Below are 18795 nucleotides of genomic sequence, written 5' to 3'. Positions count from 1 at the left end.
GATCGATACGGATTACTTGGAGGCCGTGACGCCGAGCGTCTTGCCGATGGTCTCGTTGAAGCTCTTCACGCAATCGGCAGAGCAACGCGCGGCCCACTTAGGCAGGATCGATTCCTGGAGAGCCTTCTTGAGAAGCGCGCGGTCGGCATCGGACGGCTGAACCAGCTTCATCTTGCCCTTGACGGGCAACGTGCAGGCATCGGCGCCGGTGTTGCAGTCATAACCCTGCTGCGTCTGCTCTGCGGCCGCTTTCCAGATATCGTCCATCAGGGTCTTGATGTTGGTCTGGAGGAAGGTCTGCACCTTCGGATCGAGCTTGTCCCAGGCCTTCTGGTTGACGGCATGGATCTGCTGGTTCCAGTTGATCGGGAGCGCGAAGAGGTGCGTCGAAACCTCATACCACTTGGCCGAATAGCCCGAGAGAGAGCCGGTGATTGCGCAATCCACCACCTTGTTCTGCAGAGCGGGCACAACCTCGCCGAAGGCCATCGTCACGCTCGAACCACCGAATGCTTCCACGAACTCAGCCTGCGTACGGCTGCTGGTGCGAACCTTCTTGCCCTTGAGATCCGCGAGGCTGTTGACCTCGGCGTTGCAGAACAGGACCTGCGCCGGATAGGTCGAGATCCCCAAGAGCTTCACGTTGGAGCCCTCGCCGTAGAGCTTGGCGTAAACCGGCTCGAACGCGTCTGTGACAGCGCGCGCGGTCTTCACGTCGGGAGCAAGACCCGCAAGATCGATAGCCTCGTTGATCGGGTTGTCGCTAGCGAAATAGGAGAGCGTCGCGGTGCCGAACTCGATGACGCCCTGGGACATGAGACGCAGGATCTCAGGTCCCTTAAGGCCCATCTCGTTGAAGCCCTTGATCTCCGCCGTAACCTGGCCCTTGGAAAGTTCTGGAATCGTCTTGGTCCAGAAGGGCTTCTCGAAATCGTTGTAGGCCGTGAGGTTGCTGAGGCCCCCGATGATCTTGAGATGGGTCTTGGGCAGGTCCTGCGCGAGCGCGGCACCGGACGTCACGAGCAGCGCTGCGGCGGCATAAAGAATTCTTTTCATGGGGTACCATCCTCTGGTTGGTTTTTGATGCGAACCGGCACGTTGTTTCAGAAAAGAGAGGCCACTCCCAGCTCTTTGCAACAATGCATCAATTCGAAGACGAACACTCGGCGGATGACGACAAGATCGTCTTTTGCCTTGTCGATCCTGCCGAAATTCCATCTCTCCGAATGTCATTCTCCGGTCATTGCATTCCAGTATCGTTTTTATTGTCCAGTCGAATGTTTGAATAAGGGATATAAATTTTATTTAGATGTCGACCCGTTCCGGTTCTCGGCCCGGGCCGCAACCTCTTGCGCAAGCGTGGCAATAAGGCGCGGCGCGTGACTGTCCGGTCCGTCAATCCAGGTTGCCGTGAAGCTCAGATCCGGCAGGGGATCACCCTTCACCTCAAGAAGCTGGAGTTCACCTGAGGCCAGTTCCTTGTCCAGAAACACGGGCGCGATCACGGCCGTGCCGATTCCGTCCAGCGCCATGCGCACCGCCATGGAAAGGGAGGCGCTTCCGTACATGCGCGGCGTCTTTACGCCTGCGCGAAGAAGCATCTCCCGCACCACGCGGTAAGGGCTGCTGTTGGACGGATAGGTGATGATCGGCCGGCTTGCGACCTGGTCGAGCGTAAGCGGTCCACTCCCGAGATTGAGTGCAGGACTGGCGACCCAGGCGAGCGGATAGGTGCAGAGCGGCAGGTTCTCGACACGCTCCTGAAGCACGGGCCCCATCAGGAAGGCGAGGTCGATCTGGCGCGATATCAGATGGGAGCGGAGCACATGCGTGCTGTCGACCTCGATCTCCAGCACCAGAGCCGGATAGGCACTGTGAACCTCCTCGATGAGCGCGGACAGCCAAGTTTGCACGATAGTCTCCGCCACGCCGATCCGGACCATGCCGCTCATGACATTCTGATCCTGGGCTGCGCGGAGCATATCGCGCCGGACCTGCATCATCCGCTCGGCATGGGACAGGATTTCCCGCCCCTTCGCGGTCAGGGTCACGCCGCGCGCGTCCCGCTCGAACAGGCGCACGCCCAAAGCGGCTTCCAGGGAGGCGATCCTTTGCGACACGGCCGGCTGGGTCGTCCCGAGTTTCTCGGAGGCCGCCCTCAGGCTGCCGAGCGCGGCGGCCCAGAAGAACGTTTCAATGTTTCTCAGATCGATCATGACCTGCTCGTCCGAATAACGGGCTCCGCGCCGGAAATCGGATGCGGATCGACAGTGACAAGGATTATGAACGAAGCGTCCGGCCTCGGGCCAGCGCTAAGAGGCGCCTTGGACGGGCGATCAAGCCCCAGCCCGCGAAATCGACCGCCAACGCCTCGCTGCGATGAGCGACGCATTCCAGCCGACGCTCGTCGCCAAAGCCAGCAGAAGTGACAGCCACGTCCCCAGCGGGACGGAACAGAGATGGAGAAGGCTTAGCGCGAGGACGAAGCCCACCATGCCCGGAACCCCGTTCGCGATCACGGAGGCAGCGGCCACGCCGCCGATCCGAGGCTGCAGGATCAGGGACAGGCTGATCAGAACGACAGGGGCGAGCGCCGCCACGGCAGCGATGGACGGCCCCAGCGCTCGCCCGGCCAAGACCGTGACGCCGACCACGGTCATGACCAGCGCGGCTCGGAAAGGGACATCCCATGCCCGTTTCTTTGGAGACGCTGGCATAGCCGACGAGGCAAACCTGCGCGCGAGCGGCAGAGCCCCGGCATAGACCGCTGCGTTCAGGAGGAGCGCGCCGCCAAAGGTCCATTGAGCCTGAAGAATGAGCCAGATGGCGATCGCCCACATCGCAAAGGCGGCGCCGAGGCTCGCCGGCAGGCCACGCCGCTGGGCAACCGCCGCATAGACGACCATGAAGAGAACCGTTGCGGCCGAGACCGCAAGCCCGGTCAAGGCGCTGGCCGCGATGAAATCCGGTCCGTGATCCAGCGCCAGGAACGCATAGGCCGGCCCGGCCGAGATCGGCAGCGTCGCAATCATCGCTCCCATGAAGGGACCGCTTCGCTCGACGATGAAAGAGGCTCCGACCACGATGGCGGCGCTCGTCAGCATCTTGATTGCCAGCGGCAACCAGAAAGACATGTCCAAGATTTTCCGACCTTCAGATGGCAGGCTGTCGATAGATTACCCCGGCGGGCATCCAGAGATGGCACCGGAATGAGGAACAGGGGCGACTTAGCCCGGGCCTGTGGCAAAGCATAGTTCCAAATGGCCCGCGGCCGCACAACTGCGCCCACGTCAAACCAGGGCCGCACGGTTGGCCATGGCCCCGTCCAATGCTCGGGATCCGTCATCTCTGCTCTGGACAAGAACTATATTCCTGTGAGGATAATCCCTGTGCGGCTCTACGGAGCCAGGTGTTACGTCGCCAGAACAGAAAGAGGACGTCTTGACAGAGGTAACGGAGGGCGCCGGCCTGTTCATCGACCGTCTTGACGCGATCGGCATCGCGCTGGAATCCGGCTTCAAGAGAAGACTTGCGCAAATCGGCGATGTCGGCCGTGACTGGAGTGCATTCGTCGATAGCCTTGCGACCAATCACGCTCCCGGCACTTTCGCCGCAATCGTCATCGGGACTGTTCTGGCTTCGGCCCTCGCCTTTCACGGGGTTAGGTACCTGCTCGGCCGTTCGACATCGAAAGCCCTTCCTTCAGTACGGCCATTGCGAGAAATAGCCAGCGCATTCCTGGCTGCGCTGATCATCGTCATCCTCCTCAGATTCAGTCTCGTGGACGAGATTGAGCGCCATGTGGCAAGGGTATGGGGCATTGCGGCCATTCTCGGCCTACTCTTCGGCCGCCTTGTCACGGGCCTGTTGCACAGCAACGCAGGCCAGGATTTGCCGGGGCCTCGCCTTGCCTCATTCGCCCGAATTCTGGCGGCCGGCTCCGCATGGGGATTCCTCGGCCTGGCGGCCCTTGCCACACTGAAGGCCTGGAATGCAGGGCCTGCCCTCCGCGACATGACGGGGCTGTTCATCGTCAGCCTCCCGACCACGGTTCTGCTCGTCTATGCCTATTGGCATCATCGCAAGGCCATCGCTATGGCGGTTGCCGGGTCGGAACCCCGCTCCACCTGGCGTGCGCATTTCGCATCCGCCTGGCCGACCCTGGCCATCCTGGCGCTCGTCGGCACCTTCCTGGCGCTCCAGATCGGCGTGACCGTTGAGAGACCCCTCCCCGGACTGGCGATGCTCGGCACGCTCCTCCTGGTTCTCGTTGCTCCCCACGTCGACAGTGCAATCGGCGCTTGGGTGGAACGCAAGGCCGACGACCCATCCACTTCCCTCCTGGCCGCCACATTCCGGCGGATGGCGCGCTTTGCCTTTGCGGTCCTTGTCATCGGCCTGCTGGCGTATCTATGGGCCCTGCCGGCCCTGACGGCGATCGGCTTCAACGTTACGCTCATCAGCACGCGCGCCGTCGAAATGATCCTCGTGGCGCTTGTCGGCGCGCTGCTCTGGAACGTGACCGCCGCAAGCATCGAACGCGTCCGGGCCAAGGAGCATCGGGAACCGGATGCCGAAACCGAAGGGAACACGCATGCCCCCCGCACCCGCCTGGAGACCCTGCTGCCGCTTCTTCAAGGAACGGCAAAGGCAAGCATCTTCGTCCTGTCGGTTCTGACGATCCTCGTCATCCTCGACGTGAATGTCTGGCCGCTGATCACCGGCCTGAGCGTCTTCGGGCTGGCCATCGGCTTCGGCTCGCAGACGCTCGTAAAAGACATCGTGTCGGGACTGTTCTTCCTGCTCGACGATGCTTTCCGCCTCGGCGAATACATCGAAACGTCCGGTGCCAAGGGCATGGTGGAGCGGATCTCGGTTCGCTCGGTGAGCCTGCGCCATCCGCGGGGCGCCATCGCGACCATCCCTTACGGACAAATCGGCAAGATTCAGAACTATTCCCGTGACTGGGTGATCGAGAAGCTGGTGTTCCGGGTCGCGTTCGACACGGATGTCGACAAGGTGCGCAAGCTCTTCAAACAGATCGGACAGGAGATTGCGGACGACCCGGATCTGAGCGGGGACCTGCTCGAGACGTTCAAGAGCCAGGGCATTGCCTCGGTCGAGGATGGCACGCTGCTGGTGCGCGGCAAATTCAAGGCGCGAGCAGGCAAGCAATTCGCCATCCGCAAGGCGGTCTATTTGGCTATTCAGCGCACGTTCCGGGAAAACGGAATCGTTGCCGTCCCCAAGCCGATTACGTTCGCCGCAGCCGCAGATCGCCTTTCCGGAATTCGCTGAGATTCAGCGACGGGGCCGGAAGTTATGGGCCTGGCTTGTGAAGAGAAGCCGGGAGTGCCCGCTCGCCAAAATCGATGCATGAGCGGCGCAGGATTTGTCCTGTTCCGTCCACGATAAGGCGCAGTCGCCTGCTTCCGTGGAAGAAGGTCAGCCGATGACGCCCTTCGTCTTCTCCGGTACCTCGCTCATACCGACTCGTGATCTCCCCTCTGCGAAGAAGGTCGATTACGGACGACGGCTCAAGATCGAACTGCTCGGCGAGCAGGGACGCATCGACTTGGACACTGCCGTTCAGGACTTTGACGCTTGCCATGAGAAGACATCCTTTCCAGGCTGAGCGGCGAAACGAAAGCCAAACGCCTCGACATCAGGAGACCGCCTCCAGACGGATGAAATCGGGATCATCCGCATGCTCGATCAGCATTCGGCGAACCCGCTCCTGCCACAGAAGGCCAAATTCCCTGGCCTCGTCGCGCGATGCATCGCCGGAAAGAACGCGCTGGAGCGACACCCGGGATTCCGGAACGGGCGGCACTGCGCCTCCATTCATCCTCGCGACAACGCGGACACCCGTGTCACGGCGACGAAACGAAACCTCGCCATCGAAGTCCATGCCATAGCGGAGACGGTCGCGCCGCTCGAATTGTCCGGCGATCCCTTTGAAACCACCCTCGCCGGCCGCCCCAGTCAGCAGGGCAGCCACGGAAGCGACCACGCCCGCAACCCCTTCGGACGCGTCCTGTCGGAGCTCAACGTCGATCTCGCCCCGCACCGGGACCTCACTGCCATAGAGGTGCTCAAGGGCCTTCACGGTCATGAGAAATGCACCCGCCACGGTCGGGCAGGAATGTCCGGCGAGCTTGACGGCATCGGAGTAGGAATACGTGATGAGCCCATCCTCGACAGCGCCCAGGAACGCCGCGAGAGGATCGTAAACGGTGAGGCTGGGTGCCCTGTCGAAGAAGTCCGGAAATTTCATTGGTGCCATCACCTTTCGCTTGGAGTAGCGCTTGAATTGCCAGGAGCGGCTTTGGCAATTTGCATTTTAATCTTCGTCCGATCTCGTCGGCCGGTCATTGCGCTGGCTCAATGTCGTTGCGATGACCTGATGCAATTATGGTGTGCTTCACAGCCGGCTTTGCCGGACGGCTCGAAATGGGGCAGGATTACAGCCTCGCAAGTCCTGAACCGGCATCGCCACAGGAGGATACGGTGTTTCAGAACATCCACAGCATTCTGATCGGCCTGACGGAGGAAGGGGATAACGAAGAATCCGTCTCGGCACTGGCCTATGGCCTCTCGCTGGCCAGGGAGACCGGAGCTCATGTGACCGTTCAGGCCGCCTCGCTGAAACTCGTGCTCACGCATGCTTTCGTCAGCAGCGTGGCGAAGGGCCTGGTCGCCGCCGAGAATCGCCGGCTCGATGCCTTGGCGAACGCCGTCGTCGATACGGCCCGGCAATCTGCGGCAGCCTCCGGACTTGCCTGTACGACTCAGGCACCGCAACTCGCCTATGCGGATCTCATCAGGAGCTTCACGACCCTGGCGCGAAGCCATGACCTGACGGTGCTGGACGCCGAACCGGTTGCGCTGGCCATCGACCGCGGTCTCATCGAGGCGGTGCTTATCGACAGCGGCCGTCCGCTCATCGTTGTCCCTCCCGGCCGGGAGACCTTTGCGGCCCGCCGGATCGTGGTGGCATGGGACGGCAGTGCCAAGGCCGCACGCGCCCTGAACGACGCCCTTCCCTTCCTGCGGGAATGCGAACAGGTCGATCTGGTCAGTATCACGGGCGAGAAGGATCTAACGCACATGGCGTCGGGTGCCGAAATAGCCCCGCATCTTTCGCGCCACGGCGTCCGAGTGAGCGTGTTGAACCTACCGGCGATCAACGGCGATGTAGCCGAGACATTACGCAACCATGCGACTCTGACCCATGCGGACATGATTGTGATGGGCGCCTATGTCCATTCGCGCCTGCGCCAGATGGTGCTCGGTGGCACGACGCAGTCATTGCTCAAAAGCTGTCCGGTTCCGCTGTTTCTCTCTTACTGATCGAGGGGCGCCCTCATGCGCCCCGCTCGATCCGCAGGGGCAGCGACGCGAAGCCGCTGGCCGGATAAGCGGCACGGACAGGCCGGTTCTCCGGCACCAACGCTATCCGATCGGTACGTGCCAGCAGTTCCTCCATCACAACGCGGAGCTCAAGCCTGGCCAAGGCCGCCCCTGGGCAAACATGGATTCCAGCGCCGTAGAGCAGATTTTGCGACGGATCGCGGTCGAGCCGGAACTCGTCCGGGTTTCCGAAAACAGCCTCGTCACGATTGGCAGAGGCCCAGATCAAGCTGATGCGCGCTCCTGCCTCAAGCCGGCGGCCACCGATCTCTACCGCACGGGTCGTGATCCGACGATTGGTGATCAGCGGCCCATGCATGCGCAGGACCTCGTCTATCGCAGGCAGCAGAAGCGAGGAATCCGCGCGCAGGCGCTGCTGCAGGTCCGGGCAGACAGCCAGTTGATGCGCCACAATCCCGACACTGGCCGCGATAGTGCCGAGTTCACCCACGGTCCAGTTACGCACGATGCTGACGATCTCCTCATCTGTCAGCGCTCTGCCGTCAATTCGCTCCCTGAGCAGGCGAGACATCACATCATCCGGCGCGCACTCACCGGCGCTGCGGCGCAGGTCGAGCAGAGTTCTGACGTAGCCGTCGAACTCCCGGGCTACGGCCGCCGTGGCGGACCGGTCGCCAGCCAGGGTGGCGTCATGGTTCCGCCGCGTCCACTGCCGCAAAGGCTCATGCAAGGTATCCGGCCAGCCCATAAAGGCACACTGGATCCGCAGCGCAAAATCCCGCGCCAGCCCGTCCATTATTTCGACCTCGCCGTCATTCGGCAGTCTGGCGATCAGGTCCAGGGCGATGTCCCGGCAGATCGGTTCGAAGGCCTGCACTCGCTCCGGCGCGAAATATGGATCGATGAGAGCCCGGTAGGCGGTGTGCCGGGGTGGATCCATTCCATTGGGTACGGAGGGATGCTGTGAGACGATGCTGCTGAAAGTGCCATGGTCTTCCAGCACCTGCATGACGTCGGCGTGCCTGAAGACGGACCAATGGAGATAGTCGCTATGCGCCACGGGGCAACGGCGCCGCATATCGTCATAGGCTGCGATCTGATCATCGAGCACGGTCGAGGACCGCGGATCCCAATCGGGCTGTGAGGACTTGCTCAAAGTAATGGTCCGGTGAGAAAGGTGAGCTTGGCGCCCTTTCTTGCACCCCCGATGACACGCAGCTTTGCGGCAAAGCAAATAAAAGAGAGATCGGAAGCCGCGCAGACGCCCCCTAACCGTCGCGTTTGGTTTCGCTCGGCCTTGGGCGTGTAGACACGTAGAGCGCCACTCCGGCCATCGGGAAGGCCGCGATCAGACGCACGAGCCCGCCATCCGTGGTCCAAACAATCACCGCGTAGGAGAGGCCAATCGAACCAACGGCCGCGACCTTTGCTGAAAGCGGAATGGCTCCCTCGTCGCGCCAGTTTGATAGCAGCGCTCCGAATTTGGGATGATCATAAAGCCATTCCACTCGTTCCGGGGCGGATCGGGCAAAGCACCAGAGGGCGAGCAGCAAAAACGGCGTCGTGGGCAGGAGCGGGAGCATCAGGCCAAGCAGCGCGAGGGCGATGCATCCATATCCGAAACAGGAGTAAAGCCTGCGCATGAAAGTTCAGGAGCGGAAAGGTCGAGGGAGCGTGCAACTCCTCTTCGCCTTTAAGGCGACATTCCTTAAGTCCAAACGGAAGCCTCCCTATCGGCCAAGAGTGTTATACGGCCTTGCTCTCATAGCGTTGCCCTCCTGTAAACTGGAGGCGGCCGAGAGCCGCACCAAGTCGCCTGTCTGGCGCGAGCAGTCGATGGCCTGCTGCCCGATCGCCTTTAAGGCACGCTCGCCCGCTGCAGGTGCGGCGGCTGCGATGCGTAGTATTGAGCCGCCTCCTCGATCTCCGCAGGGGTCATCTGGCGGGCGATATTGCGCATCTGCTGGCTGATATCGTTGCGGCGCGCGCCGGACGCGAAAGCCTCGAGCTGGGCCTTGATATAGGCGGCCGACTGGCCTTCCAGCCAAGGGCTGCCGGTCTTGTTGTCGAGGCCACCGTGGCAGGATCCGCAGGAAGCGATGTTGCGCAAGGGTGCACCATTGACCACGATCCGCGGCGCGGGCCTGCCCTGGTCGGGGTGGTAGGCCGGAAGGCGGGGAAGGTAGGCATAATAGGCGGACAGATCCACGATGTCCTGCTCGCTCAACGGCAGGGCGAAAGGCGTCATGACCGCATTGACCCGTGCGCCGGATTTGAAATCCTTGAGCTGTTTGTAGATCGCGGGTGCATACTGGCCTGCAAGGTTCGGGGAATCGGCCCTGGTGACGCCGACGGGGCCGTGGCAGATGGCGCATTGCTGCGCGAGCGTGGCTCCGCGGCCGATGGATTCCTGGCTGGGATTGCTGAGCATCGCCGGGGTTATGACCACTGTCGAGATCTTGAAGTCCGGCTGGACCGGGTTCGCGCTTGAACGTGCCTGAGGCACCCCCGCGGCACTGCAGATCGCATCCCAGATGCCCGCGAAGGTGACGTCCCGCTGTGCGAAGGGAAGAATGATCAGACCGCCGACGGCCGTCAGCACGAAAAGCCCCGCCGTGATCCCGACGGCTCCTACGAACCAGGGGTTCCTGAGCGAGAAGAGGCGCTCCGTGCTCATTGCTGTGACCCCACATAGACGGCCGGTACGGAGGTCTCCGGCCGCACGAGAAGCTGCATGATCGGGAAGCCGTAATTGGTCACGGTCAGGCCGATCATCAGACAGACCCAGAGCGCATGCCCGTTGAGGGCCGCCGGAAGTGAGACGGGTGGGTGGACCGCCGTGCTGAAACGATACTCGCCGGGCTCTGTCAGCGGCGCCCATTGCCCTCGGATCAGCACCGTGAGGAACAGGACGCCTGAGGCGACGAGAATGAATCCCCCAACTGCCGACATGCTCACCGAAAAGGCCTCGGCAGCCAGACCCGGATGGCTGTAGTCGAAATACGCCATGCGACGGGGCATGCCGAGAATGCCGACATAGTGCCATGGGAACGTCGTCACCATCATGCCGATGAACCAGAGCCAGAGCTGGAGCCGTATGAGTCCGAGGCTTTCAAGCGCGCGGCCGGTCAAGTGAGGCCAGAGATCATAGGCTATGGCGAAATACATGATGACGATTGCGCCACCGAAGATCAGGTGGAAATGCCCCGTGATCCATTGCGTATTGTGGATCGTCGTATCCAGCTGGTAGCTCATGTTGATGAGTCCACCCGCGCCACCGAAACCGAGCATGACGAAGGAGAGAGCCGTGGCCAGCATGATCGGATTGCCCCACGGCAGGGCCCTGACCCATCCGAACGGCCCTCGCCCGCCACGGAGCCGCGCCGCCAGCTCGGCGGACGCACAGATCGTGAAGACCGTCAGAAGCGTCGGCAAAGCCACCAAGGCCGTGAAGGCGGAATGGATGAACTTGAAGCCTGCACCGACCTGCGGATCCGCAAAGGCGTGGTGGATCCCGATCGGCATCGAGACCACGAGGAACAGGATGAAGGCGATGCGCGCCATCGGATCGCTGTAGAGCTTTCCGCCGATCGCCCGGGGAAAGATCGTATAATACGCGATATAGGTCGGCATCAGCCAGAAATAGACGATCGCGTGCAGCGTCCAGGAAAAGAACACTCGCGACAGCCCGGCGTCGATGGTCGACGTGAAGCCGAGAGCGGCAGGCAGGATCTGGAACAGGAGCTCGAGGGCAGCGCCGACCGCCGTCCAGCCCCACAGATAGGAGCCAGCCACATTGGCGAACATGGCGAGCGGCACCGGCTCGCCCGGATGATCCCGCTTCCAGACGTAGAGGTTGACGGACATCAGCCCGACCCAGATCCAGGATCCGACAACCACCAGAACGACGCCGATATAATAGAAGGGATTACCGATCAGCGGCGGATAGAAGGTGTAAAGAACCGACGCGAGGCCCATGGACACCGGAATCATGGCCGTGACGGCTCCGACGGCGATCAGCCAGAAACCGACCCATGCCCAGCGGCGCCCGACGAGTGGCTGCCGGAGCGCTGCCTCGCTGATTGAGTATCCAAACCCCATGGCAACCAGGGTCGGGAAGACATAACCCATGACGGTGCCGTGCGCCGTGAGCGAGCGGTAGTACCATTCCGGATTGCTGATCCAGGTGTGAAGGGGGCTCCGGACGAACATCTGCCAGGCCCCGAGGAGCAGGGCGATCCCGAAAACCGCGAAGGCGAGCCAGAAATGGGCGAGGATGAGGCGCTTGCTACTCAACACAGCTCAGTCTCCGCTGCTGAGATGCCATGTCGTTGAAGGCGGCCTTGTCGATCACCTTGACCCTGGCCCACATTCCCTCATGCCCGATGCTGCAGAACTCCTGGCAGGGCATGAGATGGTCGCCGGGTTTCTGGAAGCGGGCTGTCAGGACCGACACATAGCCGGGGATCAGCATGGTGTTGACGTTCGTGCCCTGGATCAGCAGTCCATGCACGACATCCGAACTCGTCGCTCGAAGCGTGATCGGCGTATCGGCCGGTACGAGGATGCATTGTGGGGTAAAGGAATAGCGCTGTCCGATGGCCCTCACGGTGACTGAGCCATCCGGCTCGACAGCGCTGCCCAGATTCGTCTCCACGAACTCCCCTTGAATGTGCAACGTGGTCGGATCAGCCGTCTCGACACGGGCCTGGGGCATGGTCGCCTGATGAATGCCCGCGAAGGCTGCAGCTCCCGAAAGGACCACGATGATCGCCACCGACAGCATCGTCCATCGGCGTTCGGCACGGGCGGCCACGTCAGCGCCGTCATCGGAAGTGTGGGTGTGACCGGCTGTCATGGGAAAACGCAGCTCATCATTGGGCAACCCCACGGGGAAGGAACACGAAGAAGTAGAACGCGAACCAGATCGCCACGACGATCGCAGTCGCGATACCGGCGACCACGGCCGCCCCTTTGGGTCCCGCGCGCACGGCCGCGTCCGTGGCCTCGTCGTGCGTGGCCTGCGGGCGGGGTGAAGGGGGCTCGGAATTGATCATGGTGCCTCAATTGAGCGGAGCGGAGCGCAATTCGTTGGCCTGTGCCGCAGTCACCGGGGTTCCGCGGTTGCCCCAGGCGGTGCGGATATAGGTGACGACGGCCGCGACCTCGTTGTCGGACAGCGACTGTGCGAAAGGCGGCATGCCGTGCGGCAGGGGATTGCCGAAAGTCCCCGGCGGATAGCCGCCGTTCAGGACCATGCGGATCGGATTGACCGCGGAGGCCATCTGGATGGACTGATTGCCTGCAAGAGGTGGGTAGTGAGGCGGCTTGCCTTTGCCGTCTGCGCCATGGCAGCTCGCACATTGCTTGTCGTAGACGGTCTTTCCCAGGGTGAGCAGAAGACTGCTCTCCGTTGTCGGTACGGCGGAATTCGGCGGCTCCGGTGGGCTGCTCTGGCCAATGCTCTTGAGATAGATGGCCATGGCGCGAATGTCCTCGTCCGTGAGGTATTGGAGGCTGTTGTAGACGACCTCGGCCATGGGACCGTAGACCGTGCCCCGGTTCGAGATTCCGGTGCGCAGGAGGTCCGTAATGTCCTTGATGCTCCACTCGCCGAGGCCGGCCTCCTTATTGGAGGTCAGAGAGGGGGCGTACCAGTTCTGCATCGGGATCAGGCCGCCCTGGAAAGCCTCCGTCTCGGAGCTGCCGCCCAGGGCGTTGATGGGCGTGTGGCACATGCCGCAATGGCCCAGCCCCTCGACGAGATAAGCGCCGCGGTTCCATTCCGCCGATTGGTTGGGATCGGGCTTGAACTCGCCTTCGCGAAAGAACAGCGTACGCCAGCCTAATATCAAAGAACGGTTGTTGTAAGGAAAGCGCAGGTCATGCGGGCGATTGGCCTGTTTGACCGGAGGAATGCTCATGAGATAGGCGAAGATCGCGTCGTTATCCTCCCGCGTGACTTTGGTATAGGAACCGAACGGCATGGCCGGATAGAGCAGCCCCCCGTCGGGCATGCGGCCCGAATGCATCATCTTGTGGAAGTCGTCGGCCGTCCATTTGCCGATCCCCGTTTCCGGATCGGGCGTGATGTTGGACGTGTAAAGCGTGCCGAAGGGTGTCGGCATGGCGCGCCCGCCGGCGAAAAGCCGACCCTCCGGGGCCGTATGACAGGCGATGCAATCCCCTGCCCTCGCCAGATACTCGCCCTTGGCGATAATCGCGGGATCGGCCTTTGCTCGATCCTGCGCAAGCGCCACACCACTGCCCGATATGGATACCAGGATCGTCATGGCCGTGAGGGCAAACGATGGGATGTATTTATAAATCCGCATGTGTATGCCCCTAGTTCGGCTGACTGCCGCACGCGAAGGGAAGCGCGTAGCTTCCCTTTTTGGCCGGAGCAGGATTGTCGGGGGCGGGACGGGACGACAGATAAGCCGCGATGGCGTTGACATCTTCCTCCGTCAGGTGACCGGCCACCACCTGCATGCAGTCCGGCGCAATGGCCGTCCTCGTGCCATAGCGCCATGCGCCGAGCTGCGCGCTGATGTATTTCGCCCGCAACCCGAGAAGCCCGGGGATGCCTGGCTCCATTCCCGTGAAGTGCACGCCGTGGCAGCTCGAACAGGCCGGAATGTCCCGGTCGGCCGCCCCTTGCGTCACAAGTGTCTCCCCCAGGGCAAGCACCTCCTTGCTGACGCTCGGAATGGCAGGGGTGGGAAGCGGCGGCATCTGTTCGGCGAAATACTCCGCCATCTTCCTCAGGGACTCGTCGGGCTGGAACTCGAGCAGGTAGTTCATCGGCGGATATTTGCGGCGCCCTTCCCGGAAGGCGACCAGCTGATTGAAGAGATAGCCTGCCGGTTTGCCCGCAAGACGGGGAAAATAGACGTCATCGGTCCCCTCCCCTTTCGCGCCATGGCATGGCGCGCAGGCGAGAACCCGCGCCGCCTGCGTATCGGGGGCCTGTTCGGTGGCTTGTGCCCGGGCGGATACAGGATAGGCGGCAATGAGAAGGAGCCAGCCTAGAAGGAAGTAATCGCGGGTCGGCAACCTTCGATCTCCAATATTCGCCAGTCCTGAGAAACTTAATCGTAGGGTCCGCCTCACGGCCGACAACCCCAGTGCAAGTGCCTCGGTCAGGAATAATGGAGATCGTTATCCGGCAAGAAGGCTGATCTTACAGGACAAGCCCGAATATGCCGGATTATGGTATAACGATCGAAAATCGGATCTGCGCCGTCTGCCTCGCGGGCCGGTTACTGGAAAGACAGTCGCGGTTTCGAGGCCAAAGCTCGGAGGCGCCCCTGCGCTCTACTCAGTTCCGCAAGCCCGGAGCCTCCTGGCCGGTGCGCGCCACATATTCCGTGTAGCCGCCGCCATATTGCTGAACTCCCTCAGGCGTCAGTTCGAGCACCCGGTTTGACAATGCAGCGAGGAAATGGCGATCGTGCGAGACGAAGAGCATGGTGCCCTCGTAGCGCGAGAGCGCGGCGATCAGCATCTCCTTGGTGGCCATGTCGAGATGGTTCGTAGGCTCGTCAAGCACCAGGAAGTTCGGCGGATCGTAGAGCATCCTTGCCATGACAAGGCGCGCCTTCTCGCCACCTGAGAGCACACGGCATTTCTTCTCTGCGTCGTCGCCCGAGAAGCCGAAGCATCCGGCAAGGGTGCGAAGGGAGCCCTGCCCCGCCTGCGGGAATGCATCCTCCAGAAACTGGAACACGGTGCGATCACCTTCCAGCAATTCCATGGCATGTTGAGCGAAGTATCCCATCTTCACGCTGCTGCCGATATTCACCGTTCCCTCATCGGGATCCGTCGCTCCCGCTGCCAGCTTCAGCAGCGTCGACTTGCCGGCACCGTTCACGCCAAGGACGCACCAGCGCTCCTTCCGGCGCACCGCGAAGTTCAGCCCTTCATAGATGCTGCGGCTGCCATAACGCTTGTGGACGCCCCTGAGGCTGACAACATCCTCCCCCGAGCGAGGCGCCGGCTGGAACTCAAAGGCGACGGCCTGACGACGCTTCGGAGGCTCAACCCGGTCGATCTTTTCCAGCTTCTTGACCCGGCTTTGCACTTGAGCGGCATGAGAGGCGCGTGCCTTGAAGCGCTCGATGAACTTGATTTCCTTGGCAAGCATCGCCTGCTGACGCTCGAACTGAGCCTGCTGCTGCTGCTCGTTCGAGGCTCGCTGCTGCTCGTAGAATTCGTAATCGCCCGAATATGTCGTCAGATTTCCGCCGTCGATCTCGATGATCTTGTTGACGATGCGGTTCATGAAGGCGCGGTCGTGCGAGGTCATGAGCAGCGCGCCGTCATAGCCTTTCAGGAAAGCCTCCAGCCAGATGAGGCTCTCCAGATCGAGATGGTTGCTCGGCTCGTCCAGGAGCATGACGTCCGGGCGCATCAGAAGGATGCGCGCGAGTGCGACCCGCATCTTCCAGCCGCCGGACAGGGCGCCGACATCGCCGTCCATCATCTCCTGGCTGAAGCCCAGCCCGGCCAGGACCTCTCGCGCCCGCCCCTCGAGGGAGTAGCCATCCAGCTCCTCATACCGTGCCTGAACCTCGCCATAGCGCTCGATGATCTGGTCGAGTTCGTCCGCCCGGTCCGGGTCCACCATTGCGGCTTCCAGCTCCCGAAGCTCGGCAGCCACGGTGCTCACCGGGCCGGCGCCATCCATCACCTCGGCAATGGTGCTGCGACCCGCCATTTCGCCGACATCCTGGCTGAAATAGCCGACGGTGATGCCCCGATCGACGGAGATCTGGCCTTCGTCGGGCTGCTCCTCCCTGTTGATCATGCGGAAGAGAGCGGTCTTCCCCGCACCGTTCGGGCCGACCAGACCGACCTTTTCTTCCTTCTGCAGGGTCGCGGAAGCCTCCACGAAGAGGATCCGATGGCTGCTCTGCTTACTGACATTCTCGACGCGAATCATAGACCTTGGCCCGGGGAAATTCGGCGGCCTTATGCCATGGGTCGCGCTTCGCGACGAGAAGGCTCCGCCGCGATCTTTTCGCCTTTGGTCGAGACGCAAGGCCGCACCGGCGGTACGGCCTCACGCTTGAGCTCTGACGGATTATCCGAGCCGGGTCTCCCGCATGGAGGGTCTTTCGTCAAAGCGCGCGAACCAGTCCTTCGCGGCCCGATAATGTTCCCGCCAGTTCAAATCTTCAAAGCGCAGGTCGAGATATCCCAGGGCGCATCCGTAGGAAATAGTTCCGATATCAGCACGGTCGCCGAGCCCCGGCGCGGCCTTTTCGAGTGCCGCGAGGGCCGTATGGATCTTGTCGATTTGCCCGTCGAGCCATTCCGGCCAGAGCTTCTCGGGTGGCCGAACCGCGCGCTCGTAGCGGGCCAGAAGAGCCGCATCCAGCAATCCATCCGCCAAGCTCTGTTCGACGAGCACGTCCCACCGCTGCGGGCCGGACGGGAAGATCGTGCCGCCCGCCTGGTCATTTAGATACTCGCAGATGACGCGGCTGTCCGCGAGCATGCGCCCATCCTCGAGCAGGAGGGTCGGCACCTGGCCAAGAGGATTGTGCTTGATGATCGTCTTGTCCCGATTGACCGGATGGGCCGCACAGGCGAGGCGCTCGATCCTGTCGGCGAGGCCAAGTTCATGGGCGACGACAAGGACCTTGCGGACAAACGGCGAGGTCGAGGAATAGAACAGCTTCATGGCAAAGGGCACTCCTTTTCGTGTCAAGCGGCTGACTGGGCCAGCTCCCGGCCGGCAATGTAGCCGAAGGTCAAGGCGGGGCCGAGCGTGATGCCGGCGCCCGGATAGGCTCCGGCCATGATGGAGTTCATGTCGTTGCCGCAGGCGAACAGCCCCGGAACCGGCTCGCCGCCCCGGTCGAGAACACGGGCCTTGGCGTCGACCTTGAGGCCGGCAGCCGTCCCGATATCCCCGGGCCAAACGCGAACCGCATAGAAGGGAGCCGTCGCGATCGGCCCCAGGCAGGGATTGGGCTTGTGCGCCGGATCGCCGAGATAGCGGTTATAAGCGCTGGAGCCCTTGCCAAATTCGGGGTCATGACCGGAAGCCGCGTAATCGTTCATCCGGCGCACTGTCTCCGACAGGGTCACGGGGTCGATCTCCAGCTTTCGGGCGAGTTCCTGGATGCTGCCGGCTTCGATCAGATATCCGGCATCGATAAAGGGACGCAGGCGGCGAAGGCCGGGGCGGACGAGCCCGAGGCCATAACGCCGGATGAAGGCCCGGTCGCAGATCAGGAAGGCCGGGATCGTCGGCACCGTCTCATGGGAACGATGCATCGCCTCCACGAACTCATGGTACGAGACCGCCTCGTTCACGAAGCGCCGCCCTGCCCCGTTCACGGCCACAAGGCCCGGCTTCTGCCGGTCGAGAATGAGATGCGGGAACCGGATCTCGGTCCCGTCAGCCCTTTTCAGCGTTGAAACCGGTGCCCAGAAGGCATTCCCGATATTGTCCTCGTCGATTACTCCGCCAACCTCAAGGGCAAGCCTGATGCCGTCGCCCGTATTCGCGGCAGGCGCCATGGATTTGTGCCGGTCGGCGAACGGAATGAACTCAGCGCGCATTCGATCGTCGGCCGGAAAGCCCCCGGCAGCCAGCACGACCCCGCGCCGCGCACCGATGCTGGCCGTTCGTCCCCCATGCTCGACAAGGACCCCGGCAACACGGCCCTCAGATATCATCAACCTCTTGGCGGAAGTCTCCGTGCGCAGGACAATTCTCGCGTCGAGCGCCGATTTCAGGAGCCGTCCCGCCAGTGCATTGCCCATCAACAGGCGCGTGCCACGCGGATAGGACACCCGATCTGCGAAATACCGGAGAAGAATTTCCATTCCGTGGCGGAGATTGGCCACAGAGCTCGATATGCCGAGGAGAGCGTCGATGTCCTTCCGGTTCACCATCATCCCACCGAACGCCAGAAACTCCTTCAGAGGCGGGCGGAGCAGACCGAAGTTCCGGCCAAGGGTTCGGCCATCGAACGGTGCCGGGTCGATGGTCCGCCCGCCGAGGGACGCGCCCGGCAGGTCGGGCTGATAATCGGGCGAATAGGCACGGGCCTGGAAGACGACCTCGGTCTCGCGCTCCATGAACGATACCATCCGCGGGCCGTTCTCAAGGAATGCCTCAATCATGTCCTGGCGCAGGCGGTTTCCCAGAATGGCTCGAAGATAGGAGAGGACCTGCGTGTCGTCATCCTCAAGGCCGACATCTGCGAGGTGGTGGTTCTTAGGGATCCACACGGCCCCACCGGAGATGGCGGTGCTGCCGCCGATCCAGGCAGCCTTTTCGACGACGATGACGTCGAGGCCGGCCTTGCGAGCCGCGAGCGCCGCCGCCATGCCTCCGGCACCGGACCCCACGACCACGACATCATAAGCTTCGTCGAACGTCTCGCTACGATCAGCCATCAA

Annotated in this window: 18 protein-coding genes; 2 read left to right on the top strand and 16 right to left on the bottom strand. The window is 62.3% G+C overall.

The annotated features are described in order from the left end of the window. Positions 1 to 12 precede the first annotated feature (12 nt). From C4E04_RS07405 to C4E04_RS07395, 3 genes are all read right to left on the bottom strand, one after another. Positions 13 to 1056 (bottom strand): TRAP transporter substrate-binding protein, encoded by a 1044-nt coding sequence (locus tag C4E04_RS07405; protein ID WP_109596306.1) that lies wholly within the window; start codon positions 1054 to 1056, stop codon positions 13 to 15. A gap of 245 nt (positions 1057 to 1301) precedes the next feature. Continuing rightward, the gene (locus tag C4E04_RS07400; RefSeq protein WP_109596304.1) at positions 1302 to 2216 is read right to left on the bottom strand and encodes a LysR family transcriptional regulator; all 915 of its coding nucleotides are present in this window, start codon (positions 2214 to 2216) and stop codon (positions 1302 to 1304) included. A gap of 120 nt (positions 2217 to 2336) precedes the next feature. Continuing rightward, complete coding sequence (locus C4E04_RS07395) at positions 2337 to 3134, bottom strand: hypothetical protein (protein ID WP_109596302.1); 798 nt, start codon at positions 3132 to 3134, stop codon at positions 2337 to 2339. Between the two features lie 307 nt (positions 3135 to 3441). Here C4E04_RS07395 and C4E04_RS07390 point away from each other — a divergent pair, with 307 nt between their 5' ends. Beyond that, entirely contained in the window at positions 3442 to 5298 is a 1857-nt protein-coding gene (locus C4E04_RS07390; protein ID WP_109596300.1) for a mechanosensitive ion channel family protein, read from the top strand. 22 nt (positions 5299 to 5320) lie between these two features. Here the strand turns inward: C4E04_RS07390 and C4E04_RS21355 are convergent, their stop codons facing one another. Both C4E04_RS21355 and C4E04_RS07380 read right to left on the bottom strand, forming a co-directional pair. Then, positions 5321 to 5611: a DUF6522 family protein gene (locus C4E04_RS21355; RefSeq protein WP_109596298.1), complete on the bottom strand. Its 291-nt coding sequence runs from the start codon at positions 5609 to 5611 to the stop codon at positions 5321 to 5323. A gap of 54 nt (positions 5612 to 5665) precedes the next feature. Next, positions 5666 to 6277: a hypothetical protein gene (locus tag C4E04_RS07380; protein WP_109596297.1), complete on the bottom strand. Its 612-nt coding sequence runs from the start codon at positions 6275 to 6277 to the stop codon at positions 5666 to 5668. A gap of 233 nt (positions 6278 to 6510) precedes the next feature. Here C4E04_RS07380 and C4E04_RS07375 point away from each other — a divergent pair, with 233 nt between their 5' ends. Beyond that, positions 6511 to 7353 (top strand): universal stress protein, encoded by an 843-nt coding sequence (locus tag C4E04_RS07375; RefSeq protein WP_109600903.1) that lies wholly within the window; start codon positions 6511 to 6513, stop codon positions 7351 to 7353. Positions 7354 to 7366: 13 nt separating this feature from the next. Here the strand turns inward: C4E04_RS07375 and C4E04_RS07370 are convergent, their stop codons facing one another. From C4E04_RS07370 to C4E04_RS07320, 11 genes are all read right to left on the bottom strand, one after another. Further along, a complete protein-coding gene (locus C4E04_RS07370; protein WP_371682058.1) occupies positions 7367 to 8536 on the bottom strand; it encodes a cytochrome P450 in 1170 nt (389 codons plus the stop codon). 106 nt (positions 8537 to 8642) lie between these two features. Further along, complete coding sequence (locus C4E04_RS07365; protein ID WP_109596295.1) at positions 8643 to 9017, bottom strand: YbaN family protein; 375 nt, start codon at positions 9015 to 9017, stop codon at positions 8643 to 8645. 215 nt (positions 9018 to 9232) lie between these two features. Next, positions 9233 to 10051, bottom strand: coding sequence for a cytochrome c (locus tag C4E04_RS07360; RefSeq protein ID WP_109596293.1), 819 nt, complete (start codon positions 10049 to 10051; stop codon positions 9233 to 9235). Beyond that, positions 10048 to 11673, bottom strand: a complete 1626-nt coding sequence (locus C4E04_RS07355) for a b(o/a)3-type cytochrome-c oxidase subunit 1 (protein ID WP_109596291.1) — start codon at positions 11671 to 11673, stop codon at positions 10048 to 10050. The genes C4E04_RS07360 and C4E04_RS07355 overlap by 4 nt, the downstream gene beginning before the upstream one ends. Continuing rightward, positions 11663 to 12232 (bottom strand): cytochrome C oxidase subunit II, encoded by a 570-nt coding sequence (locus tag C4E04_RS07350; RefSeq protein WP_109596289.1) that lies wholly within the window; start codon positions 12230 to 12232, stop codon positions 11663 to 11665. Before C4E04_RS07350 ends, C4E04_RS07355 begins: the two co-directional genes overlap by 11 nt. A gap of 16 nt (positions 12233 to 12248) precedes the next feature. Then, on the bottom strand, positions 12249 to 12431 hold the full coding sequence (locus C4E04_RS07345) for a hypothetical protein (RefSeq protein ID WP_109596287.1): 183 nt from the start codon (positions 12429 to 12431) through the stop codon (positions 12249 to 12251). Positions 12432 to 12437: 6 nt separating this feature from the next. After that, a complete protein-coding gene (locus tag C4E04_RS07340; protein ID WP_371682057.1) occupies positions 12438 to 13667 on the bottom strand; it encodes a cytochrome c in 1230 nt (409 codons plus the stop codon). Positions 13668 to 13719: 52 nt separating this feature from the next. Then, a complete protein-coding gene (locus tag C4E04_RS07335; protein WP_371682056.1) occupies positions 13720 to 14388 on the bottom strand; it encodes a cytochrome c in 669 nt (222 codons plus the stop codon). 307 nt (positions 14389 to 14695) lie between these two features. Continuing rightward, on the bottom strand, positions 14696 to 16318 hold the full coding sequence (locus C4E04_RS07330; RefSeq protein ID WP_109596283.1) for an ABC-F family ATP-binding cassette domain-containing protein: 1623 nt from the start codon (positions 16316 to 16318) through the stop codon (positions 14696 to 14698). Positions 16319 to 16459: 141 nt separating this feature from the next. Continuing rightward, entirely contained in the window at positions 16460 to 17062 is a 603-nt protein-coding gene (locus C4E04_RS07325) for a glutathione S-transferase (protein ID WP_109596281.1), read from the bottom strand. Between the two features lie 23 nt (positions 17063 to 17085). Beyond that, entirely contained in the window at positions 17086 to 18792 is a 1707-nt protein-coding gene (locus C4E04_RS07320; RefSeq protein WP_109596279.1) for an FAD-dependent oxidoreductase, read from the bottom strand. Between the last annotated feature and the right edge of the window lie 3 nt (positions 18793 to 18795).

Source organism: Microvirga sp. 17 mud 1-3 (genome assembly GCF_003151255.1).
Taxonomy (GTDB): Bacteria; Pseudomonadota; Alphaproteobacteria; order Rhizobiales; family Beijerinckiaceae; genus Microvirga.
Note: the sequence above shows the minus strand (reverse complement) of the source record. Positions and strands in the feature narration are given on the sequence as shown.